This is a genomic window from Caulobacter sp. Root655 (assembly GCF_001427665.1).
GTDB lineage: Bacteria > Pseudomonadota > Alphaproteobacteria > Caulobacterales > Caulobacteraceae > Caulobacter.
Genome location: NZ_LMHC01000012.1, coordinates 288,948 through 313,503, shown reverse-complemented (window position 1 = coordinate 313,503; position 24,556 = coordinate 288,948). Strand labels below are relative to the sequence as shown.

The following is a 24,556-nucleotide window of genomic DNA, read 5'->3' as shown; positions in this document are numbered from 1 at the left end:
AAGGGGTTCGACATGAACATCAAACGCATAGCGCCGCTCGTGTTGGGCATCTTTCTGGGCGCCGCCCTCTGCGGCAATAGCTGGGCTCAAAAGGCTGAAGGCCTGGCCAGCACCCCGCAAATGGGCTGGAACAGCTGGAACAAATTTGCCTGCAATATCGACGAGCGCCTGATCCGCGAGACCGCCGACGCCATGGTCGAGACGGGCATGAAGGATGCCGGCTACCAGTACGTGAACATTGACGATTGCTGGCACGGCGAGCGCGACGCCGACGGCAACATCCAGCCCGACCCCAAGCGCTTCCCATCCGGCATCAAGGCGCTGGCGGACTATGTGCATGGCAAGGGACTCAAGCTGGGCATCTACTCGGACGCCGGCGCGACCACCTGCGGCGGCCATCCCGGTAGCCGCGGCCACGAGTATCAGGATGCGCGGACCTATGCGCGCTGGGGCATCGATTACGTCAAGTACGACTGGTGCGACGCCCAGAGTCTAAACGCCGAGGCGGCCTACACCACGATGCGCGACGCGATCGCCAAGTCGGGCCGTCCGATGCTGTTCAGCCTATGCGAATGGGGCATCAACAAGCCGTGGGAGTGGGCCGGCCAGGTTGGCCATTCGTGGCGCACCACGCCCGATATCTATAATTGCTTCGACTGCGAATTCAGTCCCGGTTTCTCGACGGGTCTGGGCGTGCTGCGCATCCTCGACAGGCAGGCAGGCCTGCGCAAGTTCGCGGGGCCCGGCCACTGGAACGATATGGACATGCTCGAAGTGGGCAACGGCATGAGCGAGGATGAAGACCGCGCCCATCTGTCGATCTGGGCCATGATGGCCTCGCCCCTCATCCTGGGCAACGACCTGCGTTCCATGTCCGAGTCGACCCGCCGCATCCTGACCAACCCCGGCGTGATCGCGGTGAGCCAGGACAAGCTGGGTGTGCAGGCGCTGCGCGTCCTGGCCGACGGTCCGCTGGAGGTCTATGCCAAGCCACTCGACGGCGGGGAATGGGCACTGATGTTCCTGAACCGCTCCAACCAGGCTGTCGACGTTCACCATGACTGGAAGAAGCAAATCTTGACCGATGACCTGAGCAAGCGGTCGGTCGATTTCAAGCAGAATGTCTACGGCTGGTCCGACCTGTGGAGCAAGAAGACCGGCGACACCAGCACCAAGCTGCAAGCGCGGCTGGCGCCCCACAGCGTGCTGATGTTGCGCCTGACCGGCCCCGCGAAAACATAGGGCGCGCCGGGCCGCGCGGCGCGCAAGGAGTCCTTACCTCACGATGCCCTTGCCAAGCGCGGCCCAGTAGATCCCGGCGCCTATCCGTCGGCCATCGACTGACGGCCACTAACGCCATCGCCGAAGAAAGAACCCGAATGATTTCGCGCCGGTCTCCACGCACGACCTGTGTCTCGCCTTCAGGGGACCAGGTAGTCCGACGCTCTTCAACGCTCCGGACCTGGATTGTCCGCGGCGCCTTGCTGCTGTGCATCGCCCTGCCTGGCGGCTTGCTGGCCGCCGAACCCGTGCCAGGCAGCAACCCGCTGCTGCGCGACGTCTTCACCGCCGACCCCGCGCCGCTGGTGGTGGGCGATACCGCCTACCTCTATGTCGGCCATGACGAGGCGAAGGGCGACGAATTTTTCCGGATGAACGACTGGCGCGTCTATTCCTCGCGCGACCTCAAGCACTGGACGTCGCACGGCGCCATCATGAAGCCGACCGACTTCAGCTGGGCGGTGGGCGAGGCCTGGGCGGCGCAGGCGGTGCAGCGCAACGGGCGCTTCTACTTCTACACCACCGTGACGCATGACGACCGCCACCCCGGCAGGGCCATCGGCGTGGCGGTGGCCGACAACCCGCTGGGCCCCTTCAAGGACGCGCGCGGCTCGGCGCTGGTCACCGACCAGATGACGCCCGGTCCCTATAACTGGGACGACATCGACCCCACCGTCCTCGTCGACGACGACGGCACGGCCTGGTTGGCCTGGGGCAATCCGGTGCTCCACCTGGCGCGGCTCAAGCCCAACATGACGGAGCTGGATGGGCCCATCGAGAATATCGCCCTGCCCAACTATACCGAGGGGCCGTGGCTGTCCAAGCGCCAGGGCCTCTACTACCTGACCTATGCGGCGATGGCCCACCAGGGCGTGTGGGAGCACCTGGCCTACGCCACGGCGCCCAGTCCGCGCGGACCATGGACCTATCGCGGCCTCATCACCGGCCCGGTCAAGAACAGCTATACCATCCATCCCGGCCTGCTCGACTTCAAGGGCCGGTCCTATCTGCTGTATCACAACGGCACGCTGACCCTGCCCGACGGCCAGACCGGCGCCGGCGCGCGCCGCAGCGTCACGATCGAGTACCTGCACTACGGCGCCGACGGCGGCATCCTGCCCATCACACAGACCGAGGCCGGCATCAGCGTGCCACCCCCGCCCGCCGCGCCGGCACCGGCCGTCGACTACGGCCGCTCGGACCCCGCCGTGCGCGTGCGGCAGTTCGCGCAGGGCTATCCGACCGCCTGGCCTGGCGCGCCGGCGCTGACGTCGGTGACCGACCCCTTCAACCAGGCGCCGGAGCCCGTGGGCTTCAACAGCAACGGCGGCCTAGGCCGCATCGCCCAGACCTTCGTGCCGGCCGCCGACATCGCCCTTGCACGTATCAGCCTCTACGCGGGCGACGGCCTCGGCACGGGTGGCGGGCGATCGCTGCGGCTGTCGCTGCGAGACCTGGGCGAGGCGGAAGGCGTCGACGGCGGAACCGAACTGCTGGGCGCCCCAGGCGGCCTGACCATCGCCTACCAGCCTCAAGGGGCGGGCCTGCTGAGCTTCGAGCTGGCCACCGCCACGCCGGTCCTGTTGAAGGCGGGGCGCCGGTATGTGCTGGAGCTGAGCGGCGAGCGCCAGGCGCTCACGGTCTTCCTGCGCGCCAGCCGCGGCGACGTCTATGCCGCCGGCGCCGCGCACGGGGACGGCCAGCCGCTCAAAGACAGGTCCGGCGCCGCCATCGACCTCGCCTTCGCCCTTTACGACAGGCCATGATCAAGACTCGGATTCCCGCCCCGCGGGGCCTGCTCGCCGCTACGCCCAGGCTGGATTGACGCTGGCCGCCGTCTTCGGCGAGCACCTGGTGGTGTAGCGACAGGGGCGCTCCCGGCGGTAGTTGGGAGCGCCTTACGTCTGGCGCCTGCTGGCAGTCGCTTCGCCCGCTCGAGGTGTCTCCATTGGGATCGTCCTCGGCGACTCGGCTAAAGATAAAAAGAAACCTTACAGTTGTATTTTTGTTGTGTAGCTTGGGCGCGTAAGCGTCGCAGGCCGCTGGGCCCGGCGACGAGACGGCGATTCGAGGGGGCGATGCTGTTCAATAGGATGATGACGCGCTGCGTCGCGCCTGTAGGCGCGAGCGTGGCGATCACGCTGGTGCTTTCCACCCCGTTCAACGCGATTGCCGCCGTTGTGTTGCTGGCCAAGAGCGAGAGCATCGCGCCGCCCGCGACCAAGCTCAAAACCGCGGCGCTGGTGTCGCCCGCGGCTGGGCGGTCCTACTTCGGGTCGGCCTCCACCCATACCAGGGGTCTTTCCCTGGCGACGACGCCGACCCCGGAGATCACCGCGCTGGCGAAATCCTTGCTCGGCGACCGAAACGTGTCGGTGGTGGCGGAGCGCGACGGCTTCACCCGGAACGTGTTCGACTACGTCCGCAACAATATCAAGGTCGAGTTCCGCTACGGCTTGTCCAAGGGTGGGGCGGGCGCCCTGATCGACCAGTCGGGCACGCCGTTCGACCAGGCCGAACTCATGGTCATGCTGCTAGACCAGGGCGGCGTGCAGGCCAACTACGTGGCGGGCGAGGCGACGGTCACGCCGTCGCAGTTCGGCCTTTGGACGGGGTTGGTCGAGACCCTAAACGAACCGGCGCAGACCTTTACGGTCAATGCGAAAGCCGCATGCGAGCTGCTCGCCGACGGCGGCATTCCGGCCACGGTCGGCAGCGCCACGAGTTGCGACGGGTTGGCGGGGGCGCTGTCGGCGAACCTGACGATGTCGCACGTCTGGGTGCAGGTTGCCGGCGTCAATTATGACCCGGCCTATAAGGTGCATGTCTTGCGCAACGGGATCGACCTCCCGGCCGCGATGGGCTGTGGAACCCAGTCCGCCTCCAGCTGCGGCTCGACCGTCAGCAACGCCGGGATGTCCGGCGCGTCCCAAGGCACGACGGCTGGCGGCATACCTTTCGTGGCGAACTACAACCTGACCGCGGCCAAGACCACCCACGATACGCTCAAGACCAATCTGGCCACCTATATCAAAAACCAGAACATCCGCGGGCAGGGCCTCACCGCCTCGGTCTTCGACGTGCTGGGCGGCAAGGACCTGCAGCCCCAGCTCGAGACGCTCGAACTGGCTCCGCTTTCCTATGGCGCGAGCGTCGTGCTGGCCGGAGCCATGCCCGACCAGTACCGCACCAAACTGAGGGTCAAGACGGACGCCACGACCTGCGGCGCCTTCTTCGCCGACGAGATCGCCGGGCGGTCGCTCGTCTACAAGCGCAACCTCCTCTACACGACCGAGGCCTTCGCCATCGACGGTCAGGTGTTGGCCGGTCTGGCCTATGCGCCCGCCGGCGGCTGCAGCGCCGTCGCCGCGCCCTACGTGCAGATCGAGGTCGATCACCCCTACGCCGCCAACGGCGGGACCTATGCCGACGAACTGGTGAACTTCAAATCGGTGGATCCGCCGTCGGACGAGACCGGCGGCAGCCGACGCGCCCGGCCCAGCTATCTCTACTACGATGGCGGGATCGGGGTTTCCCCGCGCACCTACGTCTCCGGCCAACAGTACGCCACCGACTGGCCCGAGCAAAACTACCTATCGATCGCGCCCGTGACCATCGTCCACGGCTTCGGTCAGGCCGGCATGTCGGCGCAGAAATACATGTCCGACCTGACCTCGGTGATCACTCCGCCCCAGGAACAATGCGGGATCACGACGGTCAACACCCGGCCGGCCTATCGGGAGTGCAACTACGGCGAACATGCCGTGGTGGCCGAGACGTTCGCCTCGATGCGGACCCTCACCGACCAGCTGGTCGACGGTGTGGCCAAGACCGTCACGACGCGCCACCACGACATCGGCCTGGTCTATGCGGGCCGCGCCAGCGGCATGTCGATGATGACGATCCAGGAAAGCCTCAGCATCGCGGCCGCCAGCGGGTCGGCCCCGGCCAAGCAAGCCGCGTTCGACATGACCTCGCTGGCGTTGTCGGAGGCGGAATCCCGCGCCAACGCCATCGACGCCGCGCCGGGGATCTCGGCGGCCCGGGCGTTCTTCGTCAAGGACTTCGTCACCACCCTCTCGGGCACGGCCGGCAAGATCTACGACATCGCGCCGTCCCAGATGGCCGCATACGTGGCCGCCTTGCCGCACCAGGCCAAGGTCACCCAGCCGGACGGTTCGGCCAGCTACGGCTCCTACTGCATCAACTATGTCAGCTCGACCGGAAGCTCCGTCGCCGCGCCGGGTTGCTGGCGGCATCTGGCGCTGCAGGATGTCGCCAACCAGGGCTATTCCACCCTGATCATGGAAGGCGGCCTGGGCGAGCTGTTCTACAACGGCGGGGGCGAGCGCGCCTTCACCATGTGGGAGTACGTCAAGGGCGGCACCACGATCGGCGACGGCCTGGCCACCGCCATCAAGACCACCGAACTGATCGACCAGGCCGCCCCGCGCCGCAAGTTCCTGACCGTGTCGCCTAGTTCGGGAGACCTGAGCTATTCGGCGGGGGCCGACATCGTCACCGGCGTCGGCGACTTTCCCAACAGCCTTCCGTTCACGCGCAGCTTCGCGCCGAGCGCCAAGGAAAAAGGCCGCAACACGTCCAGCTATTACTATAACGACGGCGGCGGCCTAAATAGTATCGAGAGCACCGCGGCCGTCACCAGCGGCGCGGACTCGCAGTACCATGACCGGCTCGGCGGCGGGTGGACGCACAATTACCAGGTGCGCATGGTCCGCTCGAACGACCTCAGCTACCAGTTGGGTTCGGAGAACGCCTTCTTTGCCTCCGAGTTCATCGCCAACCTGCAGATCATCAAGGATCTGGGGACCACGGGCGCTTTGCCCGCGAAGCTGGGCTCGATCTTCGCGATCAACAACATGGATCGGTCCTTGGCGGGCTATGCCGGCGGAACCTTCAACACCATCTCGGTGATGAAGGGCACGTCATCGACCGTCTTCCACCAGATGCCCAACCAGACCTGGGTTTCCGGCGCCGAGCCGGAAGCCACGCTTGACGCGACACTGAAAATCTACACGTCTCGCAACGGCGAGGTGATCACCTTCTCGCCCTATCGCTTCAATGAGGCGACGGTGGACGGCCCGACTAATACGCTGGTCGGCTCGGCGGCCAACTACGACAGCTACAAGATCCTCAAGGCGGATCAGTGGACATTCCCTTCGGGCCTGGCCGTCAAGTTCCAGTACGACCCGATCGTCCTCTCCGATCCGCCGGGATGTCCGCCAAACGGCGGCGCTGTCCAATACGCGGGCCAGTACGGCTACCTGCTCCGAAAGGTTTCCAACAGCTTCGGGCGCGAGCTGAATTTCGACTACGACAGGCAATGGACGCGGCAGACCATCGGCGAGCCCTGTCGGCCCACCTTTGAGCAGGGGGTGATCTATCCCGGCTATGCCTACACGGCGGTCAGTTTCTACACCTACCGCCTGAAGTCGGTCACCGACGAGAACCAGCGCGCGGTGACGTTCTCGATCGCCGGCGGGGCGATCAATGGCGACACCTTCTCGGTGACTGTTCCCGTGAAGGTCGGGGTCACCGCGACCACCCGGTACGAGTACAGCCCGAGCACGGACTCGCCCGACGCGCCGATTCTGCGCCGCAAGGACTACCAACTGCGCCGCTGGTTCAGCCCCGGCGCGCCGTCCACGCCCTACCAGGTCGTGCGCTACGACACCCTCAATCGGGCCTCGCGAGTGACGGACCGCAACGGCGTCGCGCTGAAATATTATTCCAGCGGACTGTTCGGCAGCGAACTTTGGAAGCGCTTCGAACTGGTCGACGGCCTGGGCTATGTGTCGCTGCAGACCTTCGATGAGAAGAACGGGACGATCCTCGACCGGGACGCGCTCGGCGCGGTGACGCGCAAGACCTACGACAGTTCCGGAAGGCTGGTGCGTGTGGTCTCACCCGAGCTGAACGCCCAGGAGATCGCCTACGACGCGCGCGGAAATGTCGTCAGCAAGTGCGAGATCTCCAAGGCCCGGGCGGGGCTGGCCTGTGACGAGTCGCAAGGCGATCTGGTCACCCGGACCACCTATTGGGAAGGGCCCGCGGCGGTTTCCTGCGCCAACCTGAAGGTCTGCAACAGCCCCTACACCGAAACCGACCCGAGGCTTGGACTGACCACCTATAGCTGGGACACGGCCACGGGCGAATTGACGCAAAAGCTGTCGCCGACCGTCGGGACCACCCGGCCGCAGATCGACCTGGGCTACACCGCCTACACGGCCAATGGCTCGACCTTCAGTCTCCTGACCTCCAAGACCGAGAAGGTTTCGGCCAGCCAGAACCTTGTCACCAACTACGAGTACGACGCGGCCAACCATTTCGTCCTCAAGGCGGCGATCACCGATCCGGGCGGCAAGAACATCCGCACCTGCCTGAAGTTCGACGCCCTGGGCAACCTGATCCAGACCACCGATCCTCGCGCGGGAGCCTGCTCATGAGCCGCCGGGGGGAGGGGGCGATGAAGCACGGCCTGTTCGGGCTAGGGGCGCTGCTGCTGGCCGGTTGGCTGGTCGCGGCTCCGGCGTCGGCGCAGACGGCGAGCGACTATTCGACCAACTACAAATGGGACGACCTGCGGCGGTTGACGATGAAGATCGGCCCGTTGGTCAAGGTCGGCACGGCGCCCAACGCGCCGTTCAGGCGACGGGTCGAGACGTACGACTACGACCTGGACAGCCAGCTGATCAGCACCCAGGTGGGCTCGGCCAGCGCGGCGGACGGCTCGGACTTCGTGGCCGAGCAGACGACCCTGTTCCGCTATGACGCCATGGGCAACAAGACCCAGGTCTATTCGGCGCGCAACACCGTTGATGCCCGCCTGATCCAGACCAAGTACGACGCCAGCTACCGACCCGTTTGCGTGGCCGTGCGGATGAAGTCGCCGGCCCAGCTGGAGGCGGCGTTCGTGGCGGGCGACCAGCCCGACGCCTGCGCACCGCCGGCCGCGGGCGACGCCACGCCCGACCGGATCACCCAGACGGCCTACGACGCTGTCGGCCGAACGCTCAATATCCAGCAGGCCGTCGGGACCAGCGCCGCACGCACCTACGCCACCTACAGCTATACGCTGAACGGCAAGCAGGCGACGATCGAGGACGCGCGTTTCAATCGCACGACCTTGCGCTACGACGGCTTCGATCGGCTGTGCCGGCAGGAGTTCCCGGTCACGACGCCCGGCGCGCACGCCTCCAACGGCCCGTCGGTCCCGCAGGGCCAGGCCTATCTGGCCTGCCGCGCGACCCTGGCCGACGCCCAGCTGACCACCAGCGGCGATTTCGAGGAGTACGGCTACGACAAGTCGGGCAACCGCGCCTGGCTGCGCAAGCGCGACAACGGCGGGCTGAGCTACGGCTACGACGCCCTCAACCGCATGACCGACAAGTCGGGCTCGCGCATCGACAGCGTCAGCTACGCCTATGACCTGACGGGCAAGCCGACCTCGACCCTGTTCGCCGGCGGCGTCAGTTCCGGACAGGGCGTGGCCTACGCCTATGACACCGCCGGGCGGCTGACCGAAGAGACGACCTTCGGCCGCAAGATGGCCTTCGACTACGACGCGGCGAGCAACCGCACGACGGTCAAGTGGCCCGACGACAGCGGGGCCGCGCCCAGGTCGGCGGCCTATACCTACGACGCGGCGCGACGGCCGACCTCGACCACGGGCGGCGCCGCCGCCCTGGCCTTCGGCTATGACGCCCTGGGCCGCCGCACCTCGGTCAACCGGCACGGCGAGCCCGTCGCCAGCCCCAGCTCCAGCTACGGCTATGACCTGGCCGACCGGCCGACGGCCGTGAACCTCGACCTGGGGGGCGGCAGGAGCCTGCACGAGACCCTGGCCTACAACCCGGCCAGCCAGGTGACGACGGCCACCAAGGACAACCCCGTCTACGACTGGGCCGGGTTCGCGGCCAGCCTGACCGCGACGGCCGACGGCCTCAACCGCGACCAGGCGATCGCCACCGTCGGCGGCGGCGGATGCGCCGCCTCGGGCAGGGGCTATGACTGTAACGGCAACCTGACCAACGACGGCGCCCGCAGCTTTGCCTATGACGGCGAGAACCGACTGATCAGCGCCAGCGTACCCGGCGCGTCGGCGACCCTGAGCTATGACCCCCTGGGCCGGTTGGCTGTGACGACGATCAACAGCGTCGTGACGCGGTTCGTCTATGACGGGGACCAACTGACGGCCGAGTACGACGGCTCGGGTAACCTGTTGCGCCGCTACCTGCACGGCCCTGGGGTCGACGATCCCCTGGTCTGGTTCGAAGGGGCGGACCTGTCCGCGCCGCGCTACCTCCACGCCGACCGCCAGGGCTCGATTGTCGGCTGGAGCGACGCTTCGGGCGTATCCCAGGCGGTCTACACCTACGGCCCCTACGGCGAGCCGGGCGACAACTGGGCGGCGGGTTCACGCTTCCGCTACACCGGCCAGGCGGCTCTGCCGGAGCTGAGGCTCTACCACTACAAGGCCCGGGTCTATGACCCGGCGCGGGGGTGGTTTCTCCAGACGGACCCGATTGGGTACAAGGATGATCTGGATCTCTATGCCTATGTTGGCAACGATCCGCTCAATAAGTCCGACCCGACTGGCAACAGTGGTGATTGGAGTTTCTTCGCGAGCCTGCGCGCTGGCTACAACGACGGTGCGTTGGATGCAGTTGGTGACGAGGGCGCACCAGGACCGAAGAAATCCAAGTGGGGCGATCTTGGCTACACCATAGGCTATGGCCTTGGTCGAGACGCCGTCGACGAGCAGGAGGCTGTGGCAAGCGGCGAGCTGCCGAGCGTGGGGCCCGCCGGGCAGCGTGGAGGGGGCTGCTGCTTTGTGGCAGGTACTTTGGTTTCCACCAGGGAAGGCCCGCGCCGCATCGAGGACATCCGCGTCGGCGACTTAGTGCTATCTCGCGATGAGCGGACCGGTGAGAATGGTTTCAAGCCTGTCGAGTCCCTGGTTCGGCGGCACGATCGTGAGATCTATGTTGCCGAATTCGAGATTGCTCTACCGAATGGCCTCTCGCGCGTAGCCAAGTTCCAGACCACTGATGATCACCCTTGGCGTTCCGCGGATAATACTTGGACAAGAACGGACGATCTCAAGCCGGGTAGATCGATCCTCACCGCCTATGGCGAGGCAGCGCGCGTCCTTCGGATCATTCCAACCGGTCGCATCCTTCCAACGTTCAACCTCGAGGTCGCTGAATATCACACCTACTTTGTGGGTGAGGACCGACTGTGGGTGCACAATGGCAAGTGCCCGAACATGCGCGCAGCCGCCCGCGCGGCGATGCGAGGCGCCGGGATGCCGACGTCGCAACAACCGGCATCTCAGGGACGCAACGAATCCGGCCGTTTCAGAATCTACTTCGCCCCGAAGCCGGGCGGTGGTGTTGTGCACAAAGCCGTTGTCGAACAGACCAAGGATCGAAGCCACCCAGACCAGCCGCACGTGGAAGCTGGCCGCCAGAAGACCGATCCGGTTTCGGGAGAACCTCAAAACAACCGGTTTGGCGCACCGGCGTTAACCAACGACAAATGCAAGGTTGATGCGAAATGCTAAGCCACGGCGTGTCGATTTTCGCTGCGAGCGTTCGAAGAGCGAGAGCCATCAATCGGGCGCATGTGGCGCGTGATTTGGCGCTTGTCGGCGCGCACGGAACGGCCCTGCCCGACGACGTTCAGGACTGGATCGTAGCGCTGGTCAGGGGGGCGACTTCTGGCTTCTCGCATCGCGTTCGCAAAGACATGGCGTCACTCGTCGACGCCGTGGACGGCTTGGCGGCGTTCGCGTCTTTTCACCCCCATGTCGTAGCGATCGGCTACGATATCGAGGAGTGCGCCGCGTTCTACCTGAGCAGCGGCGATCTGCTGGCCGCCATACTGGAAAAGAACGCGCTCTTCTCACCAGATGGCTTCGTGATCATGGATCCGCATGTGCGCTCGGGTTGCATCGTCGACTACAATGGATGCGAGGGTGGAGTTTCGATCGAAGGCGTGGTCCTGTCCTATCTCGGCGAAGCGGCAAGCGGCCACTAACGCGCGCTCCAAGCCTCGCGCATATCGACTGGCGCGCACGATGCGTAGAGGCGTCTCGCCTGCGTCCCCGACGCCGCCGCCACATTCCAAAAGCTCCACCATGGACAATGCCCCCGCTTTAGGCGAAGCTCACAATACAACCTATGCTGATCGAGGCCCTTTGATGCTCACCATCCAGAAAATCGCACGGATCGTGATCGTGGCGGCCGGCCTTGGGCTCGGCCTGGGCATGGCCGGGGTCGCGGCGGCGCAGAGCACGACGCAATACACCTACGACGCCCTGGGGCGGGTGACCAAGGCCGACTACGGCAACGGCAAGACGGTGTCCTACGCCTATGACAGCGCCGGCAACCGCACCAGCACCAGCACGACCGGGTTCCCGGCCGCGCCGGTCAGGGTCGTCGTCCTGCCGCTGCTGGGCGGGCTGGTGATCCCCCTCCCGAACTGATCCCCCGAACTGATCCCCTGCCGAAATGTCTCAGCCAATAGAAGCTTTTGACTGGCGGTGCTCCTTGCGCCATCGATCTTAAGAGGCTGCGGAGCTTGTCGGCCCGGTAGTATCTTCTCGGCGGCGCCCGGCACGGTGACGATCGACAACAGCCTGCGGGTACGCTCCGCATCGCGAGCGACGCCAACCTTGGCGCGGCGGCCGGGTCGCTCAGCTTCAACGGCGGCACGCTGAACACGACCTCGAGCTTCGGTTCGACCCGCGCGGTCAACCTGATTGGCGCGGGCACGCCGCTCACCGATGCAGGGGTCACGCTGAGCCTGTCCGGCGTCATCTCCGGCGTTGGCGTTCAGACCGGGGAGATGCCTGACGGGTGTTCGGGGAGATGGCTGACACATCATTGGCTGGATGAAGCTCTTGAGGAGGGCGGTCCATGCCTTGGCGCGAGGTGTCGGCGATGGAGCAAGGCGCGAGTTGAGCCTGAGGTCCGTGAAGTTCATGCGGGCTGGCGTACCGCGTCTTGGCGGCTATGGTGTCGACGCCTCGCCATGGAGTGACGAACGGAAATGAAGCCGAAGCGTGTTGTTTTCGCATCCGTGATGCTTGGCCTTGGCGGGCTGTTGGCGGGGTCACCGGTCGTGGCTCAGACCCGACCGGAGGACACCGAGGTCTGGAAGCCCGCGCCGGCGGTGGTCACCCCAGCAAGCCAAGTCGGCGGCGCGCCGTCGGACGCCGTCGTGCTGTTCGATGGCGATGACCAGGACGAATGGGTCTCGACCCAGGACAAGTCACCGGCCGCCTGGACCGTCGCGGACGGCGTGCTGACCGTGAACAAGGCGCGCGGGAACATCGAAACCAGGCGGAGCTTCCGCGATTACCAGCTGCATCTGGAATGGCGGATCCCGGCGGACATCGCCGGGGCGGGACAGGCGCGGGGCAACAGCGGCGTCTTCCTGGCGTCCACCGGCCCCGGCGACCGGGGCTACGAGCTGCAAATTCTCGATTCCCACGACAATCCGACCTATGTGAACGGCCAGGCCGCCAGTCTCTACAAGCAGCATCCGCCCCTGGCGAACGCCAGCCGCAAGCCGGGGGAGTGGCAGACCTATGACGTGGTCTGGAGGGCGCCGGTGTTCGGCGCGGACGGCACGCTGATCTCGCCCGCCACGGCGACCGTGCTCCACAACGGCGTGCTGGTGCAGGACAACGCCGTCCTGGCCGGCGACACCGTCTACATCGGCAAGCCCGCCTATCGGCCCCACGGGCCAGCGCCGATCAAGCTGCAGGCCCATGGCGACCCCAGCGCGCCGATCAGCTTCCGCGACATCTGGGTCCGCGAACTGCCGCCGCGGCGCTAGAGCGCGTTTGGTTTACATTGAAGCGCCCGCCCCAAACGCCGTTTTCCCGGCGAAGGCCGGGACCCAGATTCATCAGGAGAAGCTCGTGGGTTTCACCTGGGCCCCGACCTTCGTCGGGGAAACGGAATTTGAGAAGCACGATTCAATCTGAAGCAAACGTGCTCTAGCTCGGATCGGGCGGCGGGGCCGTGCTCGATCGGACGACGAGGCGGTGGGGCAGGGTGACGTTCTGCAGGGCGCTGGCGCGGTCGGCCAGGATGTCGAGCAGCAACCGGACGACCTCGTGGCCGATCTGCTCCATCGGCTGGCTGACCGTGGTCAGTTGCGGGTCCAGGTACTGGGCGAAGCGGATGTCGTCGAAGCCGACCAACGAGACGTCCCGAGGGCAGCGCAGGCCCCGCTGGCGGATCGCCTCGAGCGCGCCCATCGCCATCTCGTCGCTGAAGCAGAAGACGGCCGTCGGCCGGCCGGGTTCGTCGAGCAGTTCGCCGGTCCGGCGCACGCCGGATTCGATGGAGAAGTCGCCGATGGCGATGCGCAGGGCGCTGGCCCGGCCATGGCGCTGGGCCGCCGCCAGCACGCCGGCCAGGCGGTCGCTGCTGATCGGGCTGACCAGCGGGCCGGTCACCACCCCGACGCGGGTGTGTCCCAGGCCGTAGAGGTGCTCCATGACCTCGGCGGCGGCGCCCTCGTTGTCGATGTGGGCGCTGGACACCGCCAGGCCCGGGCGAAACTCGCAGCCGTTGACGATGGGCGTTCGCGGCCCCTTGGCGGCGACGATCTCGGCCAGGGTGTCGGGAAGCCGGTGTCCCAGGAAGATCAGGCCATCGGCCTCCTTGCGCCGGAACATCGCCGCGTACTGTTCCTCGCGCGCTTCCTCGTGACGCGTGTCGCCCAGCAGAACCGAGTAGCCGGCCGCCATCGCCGCTTCCTCCACCCCTCGGATCACCTGCGAGAAGAAGGGGTTGGAGATGTCCGGCACGGTGACCAGGATCTTCTCGGTCCTCAGGGTTCGCAGGCTCCTGGCCGCGAAGTTTGGCTCATAGCCAAGGCGGGCGACCGCCTCGATCACCTTCTTGCGGGTGGCCTCCAGCACCAGTTCGGGCGCGCTGAACACCCGCGAAACCGTCGCCGTCGAGACACCCGCGTCGCGCGCAACTTCTTGAATGGTGGCCATCGGCGCGACACTGGCGGCATGCCGCCCCCTTTGCAAGGCGCAGCTGTGGGGCGCTCCACCGCCGTTACATGGTTGCCGCTTCAGCAGACCCCTGTTATCGATGATTTCGATTACATTGGAGCGGGCAAGACCCAAACGGGTCGAAAACGACCGCCTATGCTGGTCGGGGAGGGCCAGGACACATGAAGACGAGCTTCCGACTCTTCCTGATGATGGTGCTGCAGCTGGCGATCTGGGGCGCCTGGGCGCCGAAGATATTCCCCTATATGGGCATGCTGGGCTTCGCGCCCTGGCAGCAATCGCTGGTCGGCAGCGCCTGGGGCGTGGCCGCGCTGGTCGGGATCTTCTTCTCGAACCAGTTCGCCGATCGCAATTTCGCGGCCGAGCGCTTCCTGGCGGTCAGCCACCTGATCGGCGGCCTGGCCTTGGTCGGGGTGGCGTTCTCGACCAGTTTCTGGCCGTTCTTCGCCTGCTATCTGCTCTTCAGTCTGCTCTACGTGCCGACCCTGTCGGTGACCAACTCGATCGCCTTCGCCAACTTGCGCGATCCGGCGGCCGATTTCGGCGCCGTGCGCATGGGCGGCACGGTCGGCTGGGTGCTGGTCAGCTGGCCCTTCGTCTTCCTGCTGGGCGCTCACGCCACGGCCGAGCAGGTGCGGTGGATCTTCCTGGTCGCGGCGATCATCTCCTTCGCCTTCGCCGGCTACGCCCTGACCCTGCCACACACGCCGGCCCGCAAGGACGCGGCGGGGATCGACAAACTGGCCTGGCGGCGGGCCTTCAAGCTGCTGGCCGCGCCGTTCGTCCTGGTGCTGTTCATCGTCACCTTCATCGATTCGGTGATCCACAACGGCTACTTCGTGATGGCGGACGCTTTCCTGACCAACCGGGTCGGGATCGCCGGCAACCTCAGCATGGTGGTGCTGAGCCTGGGCCAGGTGGCCGAGATCCTGACCATGTTCCTGCTGGGCCGCGTGCTGGTGCGGCTGGGATGGAAGGTCACCATGATGGTTGGCGTCCTGGGCCACGCCGCGCGCTTCGCGGTCTTCGCCTTCTTCGCCGACAGCATCCCGGTGATCGTGGCCGTGCAGCTGTTGCACGGGATCTGCTACGCCTTCTTCTTCGCCACGGTCTACATCTTCGTCGACGCGGTCTTCCCCAAGGACGTCCGCTCCAGCGCCCAGGGCCTGTTCAACCTGCTGATCCTGGGCGTCGGCAATGTCGTGGCCAGCTTCCTGTTCCCCACCCTGATCGGTCGCCTGACCCACGCCGGGGCCGATGGGGTGGCGACGGTCGACTATACGCGCCTGTTCATGGTCCCCACCGGCTTGGCCCTGGCGGCGGTGGTTCTGCTGGCCGTGTTCTTCAAGCCGCCAACGCGAGGTCCAGTCGCCGAAACCGACGAAGCCGCGCCCACTGGCGCGGCCAGCCCGGCCCAGGTCTGACTCATGCCCATTCAGAAAGAGGAAAGCCTCGTGCGCTCAACAGCTCTCGAAAACCCGGCCGCCGGCGTCGATCTTTCGCGGCGCGGCCTTCTGGCCGCCGGCGCCGCCACTCTGGGCGCGGCCTATGCCTGCGTCGCGAACGCGGCCGGGAAGCCGTTCTTCCAGCGCCACGGTCTGCCGCTGGGCATCCAGCTCTACACCCTGGGTCCGGACCTTCAGAAAGAGCTGGACGCTCAGCTCGCCACGGTGGCCAAGACCGGCTTCAAGTCGGTGGAACTGGCCGGCTATCTGGGCCGCACGCCGGCCGAGCTGCGCGCCGCCTTCGACCGCGCGGGCCTGGTCTGCCCCAGCGCCCACATTTCGCCCAAGAGCGCCAACGGTTCCAGCTTCAGCGGCGATCTCGCCAAGCTGGCCGACGAACTGCACGTGATCGGCGTGAAGGCGGCGATCATGCCGATCCTCTACATTCCCGACCGCTTCAGCGGCGCCGATCTGCGCCAGGCCGGCGCCCAGATGACGGCCGACGACTGGAAGTGGAACGCCGACTTCCTCAACGCCAAGGCCGCCGTCCTGAAGAAGGCCGGCATCGTGACGGGCTACCACAACCACAATTTCGAGTTCGCGCCGCTGAAAGACACCCAGGGGGGCGACACCAACGGCATGGAGATCCTGCTGAAGGGCACCGACCCGAGCCTGGTCACCTTCGAAATGGACGCGGGCTGGGTCACGGCGGCGGGACAGGACCCGTTCGCCATGCTGAAGAAGCACCCGGGGCGGTTCACCCAGATGCACGTCAAGGATATCAAGGCGACCACCAAGCCCAACTTCGTGCTGCAACAGGACCCGACCGAGGTTGGCGGCGGCATGATCAACTGGCCCAAGCTGCTGCCCGCCGCCTACGCCGCCGGGGTCCGGGGTTTCTTCGTCGAGCAGGAACCGCCGTTCGCCCATAGCCGGCTGGAGTCGGCCAAGATCAGCTTCGACTACCTGGCGAGCGTCGCGGCCTGATGAGCGGTCGGACGCCCCTGCGGTTGGCCATGGTCGGCGGCGGCCCCGGCTCGTTCATCGGACCGGTGCACCGGATGGCCGCCGAGCTGGATGGCCGCATCCGGCTGACGGCGGGCGTGTTCAGCCGCGATCCCGAGAAGAACGCCCGGGCCGCTGACGGCTGGGGCGTGCCGCGTGACCGGGTCTATCCGGATCATCATACGATGATCGAGGCCGAACGGGCGCGCGGCGACGGAGTCGATCTGGTCGCGGTGGTGACGCCCAACCATCTGCATTTCGACGTCGCCGCCGCCGCGCTGCGCGGCGGCCTGCACGTGATGAGCGACAAGCCCGCGACCTTGAACCTGGCGCAGGCCAGGGACCTGGCCGACATCGTCGCCGCGTCCGGCAAGCTCTATGGCCTGACCTATGTCTATACGGGCTATCCGATGGTCCGCGAGGCGCGCGAGATCGTCGCTCGCGGCGACCTCGGCCGGGTGCGCAAGGTCGTCGTCGAATATTCGCAAGGCTGGCTGTCTCGGCCGCTCGAGCGCGAGGACAACAAGCAGGCCAGCTGGCGGTCCGATCCGGCCCAGTCGGGGGTCGGCGGTTGCATCGGCGACATCGGCGTGCATGCCTTCAACATCGCCGAGTTCGTGGCGGGGGTTCGGGTCGAACGCCTGTGCGCCGACGTCGCCACGGTGGTTCCCGGGCGGGCTCTGGACGACGATTGCAACGTGCTGCTGCGGTTCGAGGGCGGTGCGCGCGGCGTGCTGATCGCCTCGCAGATTTCGGCGGGCGCCCGCAACGGCCTGAAGATCAGCGTCTATGGCGAGAAGGGCGGCCTGAGCTGGTCGCATGAGCGCCATACGGAGCTGACCCTGGACTGGCTGGACGGACCCTCCCAGGTGCTGCATGCCGGTTCGGCCTATCTGGGCGCGACCGCTCGCGCCGCCACGCGGCTGCCGACCGGTCATCCGGAAGGCTTCGTCGAGGCTTTCGCCAACCTCTATCGCGACTTCGCCGATGCAATCGGCGAAGGCGGCGAAGGCGGGCTCGTGCCCGACATCGGGGAGGGCGTGCGCGGCATGGCCTTCGTCGAGCGCGCCGTGGCCGCCAGCCGGGCGGACGCGGGCTGGGTGGCGCTGGAAGGAGAGGGGCGATGAAGACGCTCAAGGGACCCGGTATTTTCCTCGCGCAGTTCATCGGCGCCGAGCCGCCGTTCGACAAGCTGGAGACGATGGCCGCCTGGGTCGCCGATCTCGGCTATGTCGGCGTGCAGATGCCGACCGGCGGGGCGGACTCGTTCTTCGACCTGGCCCTGGCCGCTGAAAGCCAGACCTATTGCGACGACACCGCCGGTCTGCTGGCCAGCCACGGCCTGGTGATCACCGAGCTGTCGACCCACCTCCAGGGGCAACTGGTGGCCGTCCATCCGGCCTATGACGAACTGTTCGACGGCTTCGCGCCGCCCGAACTTCGCGGCAAGCCCGCGGAGCGCCAGGTCTGGGCGGTGGAGCAGGTGAAGGCCGCCGCCGTCGCCAGCCGGCGTTTGGGCCTGAACGCCCACGCCACCTTCTCGGGCGCGCTGGCCTGGCCGTACCTCTACCCGTGGCCGCAGCGGCCGGCGGGCCTGGTCGAGGAGGCCTTCGCCGAACTCGGCCGCCGCTGGAAGCCCATCCTCGACGTCTTCGAGAACGAGGGCGTCGACGTCTGCTACGAAATCCATCCGGGCGAAGACCTGCACGACGGCGCGACGTTCGAGCGTTTCCTGGACGAGGTCGGGGGCCACGCGCGCGCCAACATCCTCTACGATCCCAGCCACTTCGTGCTGCAGCAGTTGGACTACCTGGGCTATATCGACCGCTATCACGAGCGGATCCGCGCCTTCCACGTCAAGGACGCCGAGTTCCGGCCATCGGCCCGGTCCGGCGTCTATGGCGGCTACCAGGGCTGGGTCGACCGCCCCGGCCGGTTCCGCTCGCTGGGCGACGGCCAGGTGGACTTCAAGGCGATCTTCTCGAAGCTGGCCCAGTACGACTTTCCCGGCTGGGCGGTGCTCGAGTGGGAATGCGCCCTGAAGCATCCCGAGCAGGGCGCCCGCGAAGGCGCGCCGTTCATTCGCGACCACATCATCCAGGTGACCGATCGGGCGTTCGACGACTTCGCCGGCAGCGCGCCCGACGGCGGTCGCAATCGCCGGCTATTGGGCCTCTGAGCCGCTGACACACCCCGACGGAGACTGTCTTGATGAAGTACTCGTTTATGCTCGCCGCCGCCCTGGCCGCCATGGCGACCAGCGCCGTCGCCGCCTCGCCGGGACAGGCCGTGTTCGAACAACGCTGCACGGTCTGCCACTCCCTGCAGCCCGCGCCGGGAAAGATGGGGCCGCCCCTGGCCGGTGTCGCCGGCCGCAAGGCGGGGACCGCCGCCGGATATAGCTACAGCGCCGCGATGAAGGCCTCGACCCTCACCTGGACCCCCGAGGCGCTCGACGCCTTCCTGAAGGCGCCGGGGAAGACGGTCCCGGGGACCAAGATGCTGGTCGGCGCGCCGGGCGCGGAGGATCGCGCCGCCGTGATCCAGTACCTGGGATCGCTGAAGAAATAGGGCTGAAGCAAAAAGATCAGTCATCCCGGAGGACCGCCCGCCGGCCGAGGCCCGCGAGCGGTTCATGGCGGCCAGGCTCAGCGCGGCGCCGTCAGGTCCTGGATTTCGATATCCTTGAACTCGACGGGATGGCCCTCGCTCTGCAGAGCGATGTAGCCCTCCGTGATGGGCGCGTCGCCGTGCGCGGCGAGATAGGCCTGGGCGCCCGGCGCGACGGTGTCCTTGGGGTCGTACGCCAGTCCGGCATAGTGCTGGACGGTCACGCCGTTGATCTTCTGGAAGACCTCGCCGTTCGGCATTACGTCGAGCTCAAGCTTGGTCCAGGTCCCGTTGGCGATCGTGGGGCCGTTGGCCGGCGGCGTGCAGTGATCCTTGGCCAGGACACCGTCGAAGGTGATGTTGACGCCGGGCGTGCACACCGCGCCGGTCGCCTTGGGAGCGTCGCGTTTGTCGCCTAGGATCTGGAACTCGACGGAGACGGGGAACGACTGGTCCAGCGTCATGCTCTCGGGGCTCTGGCTGTGGAACATCACGCCGCTGTTGCTGCGCGCCCAGGTCGGCGTATCTGGCAGGCCTGGATCGACGAACCGGTACATCAGGCGCAGGCGATAGGCCTTGAAGGGCGTCTTGTAGAACAGGTGCCCGAACTGGCTGTCGAACCGCTCGTAGCCGGCATAGGAAACCCGGATCGCGCCATGGTCGACCACGAAGGTCTGGCGGTAGTTTTCCCCGGCCGGATGTTTGGCGATCTTCGGCGTCCAGCCGTCCAGGGTCCGCCCGTCGAAGATCGAGCGCCACGGCCCCGCCTTCACCGCCTCGGCATTGGCTTGCGGGCCGGCCAACAGCGCCAGACCGCCAAGCAGCGCCCCCATTCTGACAAGGCCCATCATGGGCGCGCGGCGCGTTCGAACGAACTGGCTCAGCTGGATCATGGTTTTTCCGTCTTCCTCCCTGGCTCGACGATTTTACAGCAGATTAGCGAGCTTTCTTGCAATGTAACCCATTTCATGGAAGCTTCCAGGCCAACAATGAAGGGTTCCCCCAGGTCGATGCGTCCAACTGCGAAGCAGCGGCGCCGTTCCATCGGGCGCGCCAAACGGGGAGAAAACATGGCCAACCTCAACGGTCGCGCGCGCCAAGAGAACACCTACGATGCGATCGTCGTGGGCAGCGGCATAACCGGCGGTTGGGCGGCCAAGGAGCTGACCCAGAAGGGCCTCAAGACCCTGGTGCTCGAGCGTGGCCCGATGGTGCGCCACCTGGAGGACTATCCCACCGCCGTCATGGACCCCTGGCAGGCGAAGTACCCGCGCGGGCAGCTGCCGACGGACGAGCTGAACGCTCATTATCCGGTGCAGCAGCGCACCGGCTACACGATGACGGAGTTCACCAAGCACTTCTTCGTCCGCGACGACCAGAACCCCTATGTCGAGGAAAACCGCTTCGACTGGATCCGCGGCTATCACGTGGGCGGTCGGTCGCTGACCTGGGGCCGCCAGAGCTATCGCCACAGTCCCATCGACTTCGAAGCCAACGCCCGCGAGGGCATCGGGGTCGACTGGCCGATTCGCTACGAGGACCTCGCGCCCTGGTACGACTATGTCGAGCGTTTCATCGGCGTCTCGGGCCAGAAGGAGGGCCTGGCGCATCTTCCCGACGGCCAGTACCAGCCGCCGATGGAGATGAATTGCGTCGAGAAGGCCTTCAAGGCCCGGGCCGAGGCGCGGTTCCCGGAACGGCGGGTCACCATGGGCCGGACCGCGCACCTCACCGAACCGACCGAGGAACAGCTCAGCCTTGGCCGGACCAAGTGCCAGTACCGCAACATGTGCATCCGCGGTTGCCCGTTCGGCGCCTATTTCAGCTCCAATTCCGCCTCGCTGGTGGCGGCCGACCGCACCGGCAACCTGGTGATCCGCCCGGGCTCGATCGTCACCTCGCTGATCTATGACGAGAAGGCGGGCAAGGCGACCGGCGTGCGCATCCTCGACGCCGAGACGCGTCAGGAAGAAGAGTTCTACGCCGACGTCGTGTTTCTCTGCGCCTCGGCCTTCAACTCGGCCTGGATCATGATGAACTCGACCAGTTCGCGGTTTCCCAACGGCTTCGGCAACGGCAGCGACCAGCTGGGCCGCAACGTCATGGACCACCATCTGGGCGTGGGCGCGGTCGGGGAAGCGCCCGAATTCGCCGACATGTACTATTCCGGCCGCCGCCCGAACGGGATCTACGTGCCGCGCTTCCGCAACCTGGGCGACGCGGCCACCAAGCGGACCGACTATCTGCGCGGCTTCGGCTATCAGGGCGGCGCCTCCCGGCCGGGATGGGACCGTGACCTGACCAAGCGCGGCCCTGACGACGCCGGCTTCGGCGCGGCGCGCAAGGCCGCCCTCAGCCAGCCCGGACCATGGACCATGGGACTGGGCGGGTTCGGCGAAATCCTGCCCTACGCCGACAATCGGATCACCCTGAACCACGACGCGAAGGATCAGTACGGCCTGCCGACCCTGTCGATGAACGTCACGATCCGCGAGAACGAGCTGGCCATGCGCCGCGACATGCAGGCCGCGGCCGTGGAGATGCTGGAAACGGCGGGCTTCAAGAACGTTCGTGGACGCGACGAGGGCTATGCGCCGGGGCTGGGCATCCACGAGATGGGCACCGCGCGCATGGGCCGGGACCCGAAGACCTCGGTGCTCAACGCCCACAACCAGGTCCACGAGTGCAAGAACGTCTATGTCCCCGACGGCGCGGCGATGACCTCGGCGTCCTGCGTGAACCCGTCCCTGACCTACATGGCGCTGACCGCAAGGGCCTGCGACCATGCCGTCCAGGCGCGCAAGAGGGGTGATCTCTGATGCTGAGCCGACGCGATGCGATACGCGGCCTGACCCTGACGATCGGGGTGGCGGCGACCGGATGGGCCGGACGGGCGGTCGCCGCCCAGACGCTGACCTGGACCCCCACGGCGCTGGCGCCCGACCAGGCGCGCCTGGTGGACGTGGTGGCCGAACTGATCATCCCCGCCACGGACACGCCGGGCGCCAGGGAAGCCGGCGTGCCGCAGTTCATCGACCGCGCGCTGGCCGACTATTACAACAAGGCCCAGAAGGAACGGCTGCTGGGAGGACTCGCGCGCATGGACGCCGACGCTCGCGCCGCTCATGGCGACGTCTTCGTCGCGTTGACGCCGCAGCAGCAGGTCGAGCTTTTGACCGGCTATGACCGTGAGGCCACGGCCGTTCGCGGCCAAACGCCTGACGACGCGCACTTCTTCCTGGTGCTCGAGAACCTGGTGACGGTCGGCTATTTCACATCCGAACCCGGCGCGACGGTGGCGTTGAGATACGACCCCATACCGGGCGCCTACCATGGGTGCGTGCCGCTGTCGGAACTCGGCCGGGCCTGGGCGACCCGGTAGGGCGACGGCGGTCTCCGCGGTGTGATCAAGGCGATCGGCGCGGTGGCGCACGGGCCGATCGCGACGCTTAAACGCGCGAAATTCAAGCATCGACCGCGCCGGCCCTGCATGGCCGCTGTGCAAAATGACCCCATTCGTCTGTTGCGGTGCGACATGACGCGGTTTTCCAATTGCCGCGCCGGGCCGCCGGCCCCTTCCTGATCTCGACACGCGGGACAACGACGTTCCGCGCTGGCCCGAGAGGGCCGCCCAGCGGCGATGCAGCCGCCAGGTACCGTTGTGGACAACGACGTCCGGAGAGATCGCTGCCGCGGTCTCGCCGGGCGTTTTTTTTGGTCTTTGGGGGATCAAGGCATGAAGAATTCGCGAGGAATGCTGCGTTGCAGCGTGGCTTTTTGCGCCCTGACGTTGGGCGGAACGGCCTTCGCTCAAGCCGCGCCTGAACCGGTTCCAGCGGTGGCGGAGCCGGCTGGCGAGGCCGTCGCCGAACCGGTGGCCGACGCCGTCGAACCGCCGCCGCCGCCCGCGCCGCCGCCGACCTTCAGCGACCAGGTCGCGGCCGGAAAGCTGATCCTGGAGGTCCGGGCTCGCTACGAGAGCGTCGACCAGACCAAGACCGCGACGCTGACCGACGACGCCTCGGCCTTCACGATCCGCACCCGCCTGGGCTGGGAGACGGCCGAGTTCCATGGCGTCAAGGGCCTGATCGAATTCGAGGACGTCCGCCAGGCCGGTTCCGAGCACTACGCCGTCAACGTGCCGGGCGCGGCCACCCCGCCGCTGAACGGCGCCGACAAGGCCAAGTATCCGGTGGTCAACGACCCGGACGTCACCGAGCTGAACCGCGCCCAGCTGACCTGGACGCCGAGCGCCGCCCTGCAGGTCACCGCCGGCCGCCAGCGCATCCTGCTCGACGACCAGCGCTTCGTCGGCAACGTCGGCTGGCGCCAGGACGAGCAGACCTTCGACGCCGTCCGCGCCGACCTGGCTTTGGGCCGGTTCAAGGCGACCTACGCCTATGTCACCCACATCAACCGCATCCTCGGCGAACTGCGGGACTGGGACTCAGACAGCCACCTGCTGAACGTCACCTGGTCGCCGGCCGAGGCGCTACGCCTGCAGGGCTTCGTCTACGCCCTCGACTTCGGCAATTCGGCGGTCAACTCGTCGCTGACCAAGGGCGTCAAGGCCTCGGGCAAGACCTGGGTCGGCCTCTACCAACTGGCCTACAACGCCACCTACGCCAAGCAGTCGGAATACCACGGCAACACGCCGAACTTCGACCTGGCCTATTTCAGCGGCGACGTCGCCGGCACCTTCGACATCTACACGGTCAAGGCCAGCTACGAGTCGCTCGAGGGCAATGGGACCCGAGGCTTCACCACGCCTCTGGCCACCGTCCACGCCTTCCAGGGCTGGTCCGACGCCTTCGTCTCGCCGGGCGGCAACAAGAGCTTCATCGACGGCATCGAGGACGCCAACCTCAGCTTCAACGCCAAGCCGCGGTTCAAGCGGACCTACTTCTTCAACACCGACATCCTGGTCCGCTACCACGACTTCAACGACCAGAGGACCGGCGCGGACCTCGGCCGCGAGTGGGACCTGCAGTTCACCGCCGCCATCACCCCCAAGCTTTCGATCCAGCTGAAGTACGCCGACTTCCAGCGCGAAAAGACCGTGCCCCTGGGCACGGCGACGCCGCCGGCCTCGCGGACCAAGGCCTGGTTCACCCTCGAATACAAACTCTGACCTCCAGCGGGATTTGCA

General features: G+C 66.7%; 17 protein-coding genes. 15 read left to right on the top strand and 2 right to left on the bottom strand.

The annotated features are described in order from the left end of the window. Window positions 1-12: 12 nt before the first annotated feature. From ASD79_RS10510 to ASD79_RS10480, 7 genes are all read left to right on the top strand, one after another. Window positions 13-1,242, top strand: a complete 1,230-nt coding sequence (locus tag ASD79_RS10510) for a glycoside hydrolase family 27 protein (RefSeq protein WP_082584876.1) — start codon at window positions 13-15, stop codon at window positions 1,240-1,242. Window positions 1,243-1,481: 239 nt separating this feature from the next. Further along, window positions 1,482-3,047 (top strand): glycoside hydrolase family 43 protein, encoded by a 1,566-nt coding sequence (locus tag ASD79_RS23205; RefSeq protein WP_235524396.1) that lies wholly within the window; start codon window positions 1,482-1,484, stop codon window positions 3,045-3,047. Between the two features lie 363 nt (window positions 3,048-3,410). Further along, window positions 3,411-7,748, top strand: coding sequence for a hypothetical protein (locus ASD79_RS10500; RefSeq protein WP_162252351.1), 4,338 nt, complete (start codon window positions 3,411-3,413; stop codon window positions 7,746-7,748). Further along, entirely contained in the window at window positions 7,745-10,867 is a 3,123-nt protein-coding gene (locus ASD79_RS10495) for an RHS repeat-associated core domain-containing protein (RefSeq protein WP_082584874.1), read from the top strand. Before ASD79_RS10500 ends, ASD79_RS10495 begins: the two co-directional genes overlap by 4 nt. Before the next feature lie 8 nt (window positions 10,868-10,875). Further along, window positions 10,876-11,343, top strand: a complete 468-nt coding sequence (locus tag ASD79_RS23820) for a hypothetical protein (protein WP_156400441.1) — start codon at window positions 10,876-10,878, stop codon at window positions 11,341-11,343. 163 nt (window positions 11,344-11,506) lie between these two features. Further along, window positions 11,507-11,791, top strand: a complete 285-nt coding sequence (locus ASD79_RS23815) for an RHS repeat domain-containing protein (RefSeq protein WP_056721273.1) — start codon at window positions 11,507-11,509, stop codon at window positions 11,789-11,791. 599 nt (window positions 11,792-12,390) lie between these two features. Further along, a complete protein-coding gene (locus ASD79_RS10480) occupies window positions 12,391-13,149 on the top strand; it encodes a DUF1080 domain-containing protein (RefSeq protein WP_235524395.1) in 759 nt (252 codons plus the stop codon). Window positions 13,150-13,312: 163 nt separating this feature from the next. Here ASD79_RS10480 and ASD79_RS10475 read toward each other — a convergent pair whose 3' ends face one another. Then, entirely contained in the window at window positions 13,313-14,326 is a 1,014-nt protein-coding gene (locus tag ASD79_RS10475) for a LacI family DNA-binding transcriptional regulator (RefSeq protein ID WP_056721269.1), read from the bottom strand. A gap of 182 nt (window positions 14,327-14,508) precedes the next feature. Here ASD79_RS10475 and ASD79_RS10470 point away from each other — a divergent pair, with 182 nt between their 5' ends. The 5 genes from ASD79_RS10470 to ASD79_RS10450 are packed head-to-tail and all read left to right on the top strand — an operon-like array spanning window position 14,509 to window position 19,368. Continuing rightward, a complete protein-coding gene (locus ASD79_RS10470; protein ID WP_056721267.1) occupies window positions 14,509-15,771 on the top strand; it encodes an MFS transporter in 1,263 nt (420 codons plus the stop codon). A gap of 3 nt (window positions 15,772-15,774) precedes the next feature. Next, window positions 15,775-16,779, top strand: a complete 1,005-nt coding sequence (locus tag ASD79_RS10465) for a sugar phosphate isomerase/epimerase (protein ID WP_056721265.1) — start codon at window positions 15,775-15,777, stop codon at window positions 16,777-16,779. Further along, a complete protein-coding gene (locus ASD79_RS10460; protein WP_056721264.1) occupies window positions 16,779-17,924 on the top strand; it encodes a Gfo/Idh/MocA family protein in 1,146 nt (381 codons plus the stop codon). Before ASD79_RS10465 ends, ASD79_RS10460 begins: the two co-directional genes overlap by 1 nt. After that, window positions 17,921-18,976: a sugar phosphate isomerase/epimerase gene (locus ASD79_RS10455; RefSeq protein WP_056721262.1), complete on the top strand. Its 1,056-nt coding sequence runs from the start codon at window positions 17,921-17,923 to the stop codon at window positions 18,974-18,976. The genes ASD79_RS10460 and ASD79_RS10455 overlap by 4 nt, the downstream gene beginning before the upstream one ends. A gap of 32 nt (window positions 18,977-19,008) precedes the next feature. Then, window positions 19,009-19,368, top strand: a complete 360-nt coding sequence (locus ASD79_RS10450; RefSeq protein ID WP_056721261.1) for a cytochrome c family protein — start codon at window positions 19,009-19,011, stop codon at window positions 19,366-19,368. A gap of 77 nt (window positions 19,369-19,445) precedes the next feature. Here the strand turns inward: ASD79_RS10450 and ASD79_RS10445 are convergent, their stop codons facing one another. After that, window positions 19,446-20,300, bottom strand: a complete 855-nt coding sequence (locus ASD79_RS10445; protein WP_082584872.1) for a DUF1080 domain-containing protein — start codon at window positions 20,298-20,300, stop codon at window positions 19,446-19,448. Window positions 20,301-20,477: 177 nt separating this feature from the next. On the opposite strand from ASD79_RS10445, the gene ASD79_RS10440 reads away from it, so the two are divergent. From ASD79_RS10440 to ASD79_RS10430, 3 genes are all read left to right on the top strand, one after another. Beyond that, on the top strand, window positions 20,478-22,226 hold the full coding sequence (locus ASD79_RS10440; protein WP_056721258.1) for a GMC oxidoreductase: 1,749 nt from the start codon (window positions 20,478-20,480) through the stop codon (window positions 22,224-22,226). Then, on the top strand, window positions 22,226-22,789 hold the full coding sequence (locus tag ASD79_RS10435) for a gluconate 2-dehydrogenase subunit 3 family protein (RefSeq protein ID WP_056721256.1): 564 nt from the start codon (window positions 22,226-22,228) through the stop codon (window positions 22,787-22,789). Before ASD79_RS10440 ends, ASD79_RS10435 begins: the two co-directional genes overlap by 1 nt. A 372-nt stretch (window positions 22,790-23,161) precedes the next feature. Continuing rightward, window positions 23,162-24,538, top strand: a complete 1,377-nt coding sequence (locus ASD79_RS10430) for an alginate export family protein (protein ID WP_235524422.1) — start codon at window positions 23,162-23,164, stop codon at window positions 24,536-24,538. Window positions 24,539-24,556 lie beyond the last annotated feature (18 nt).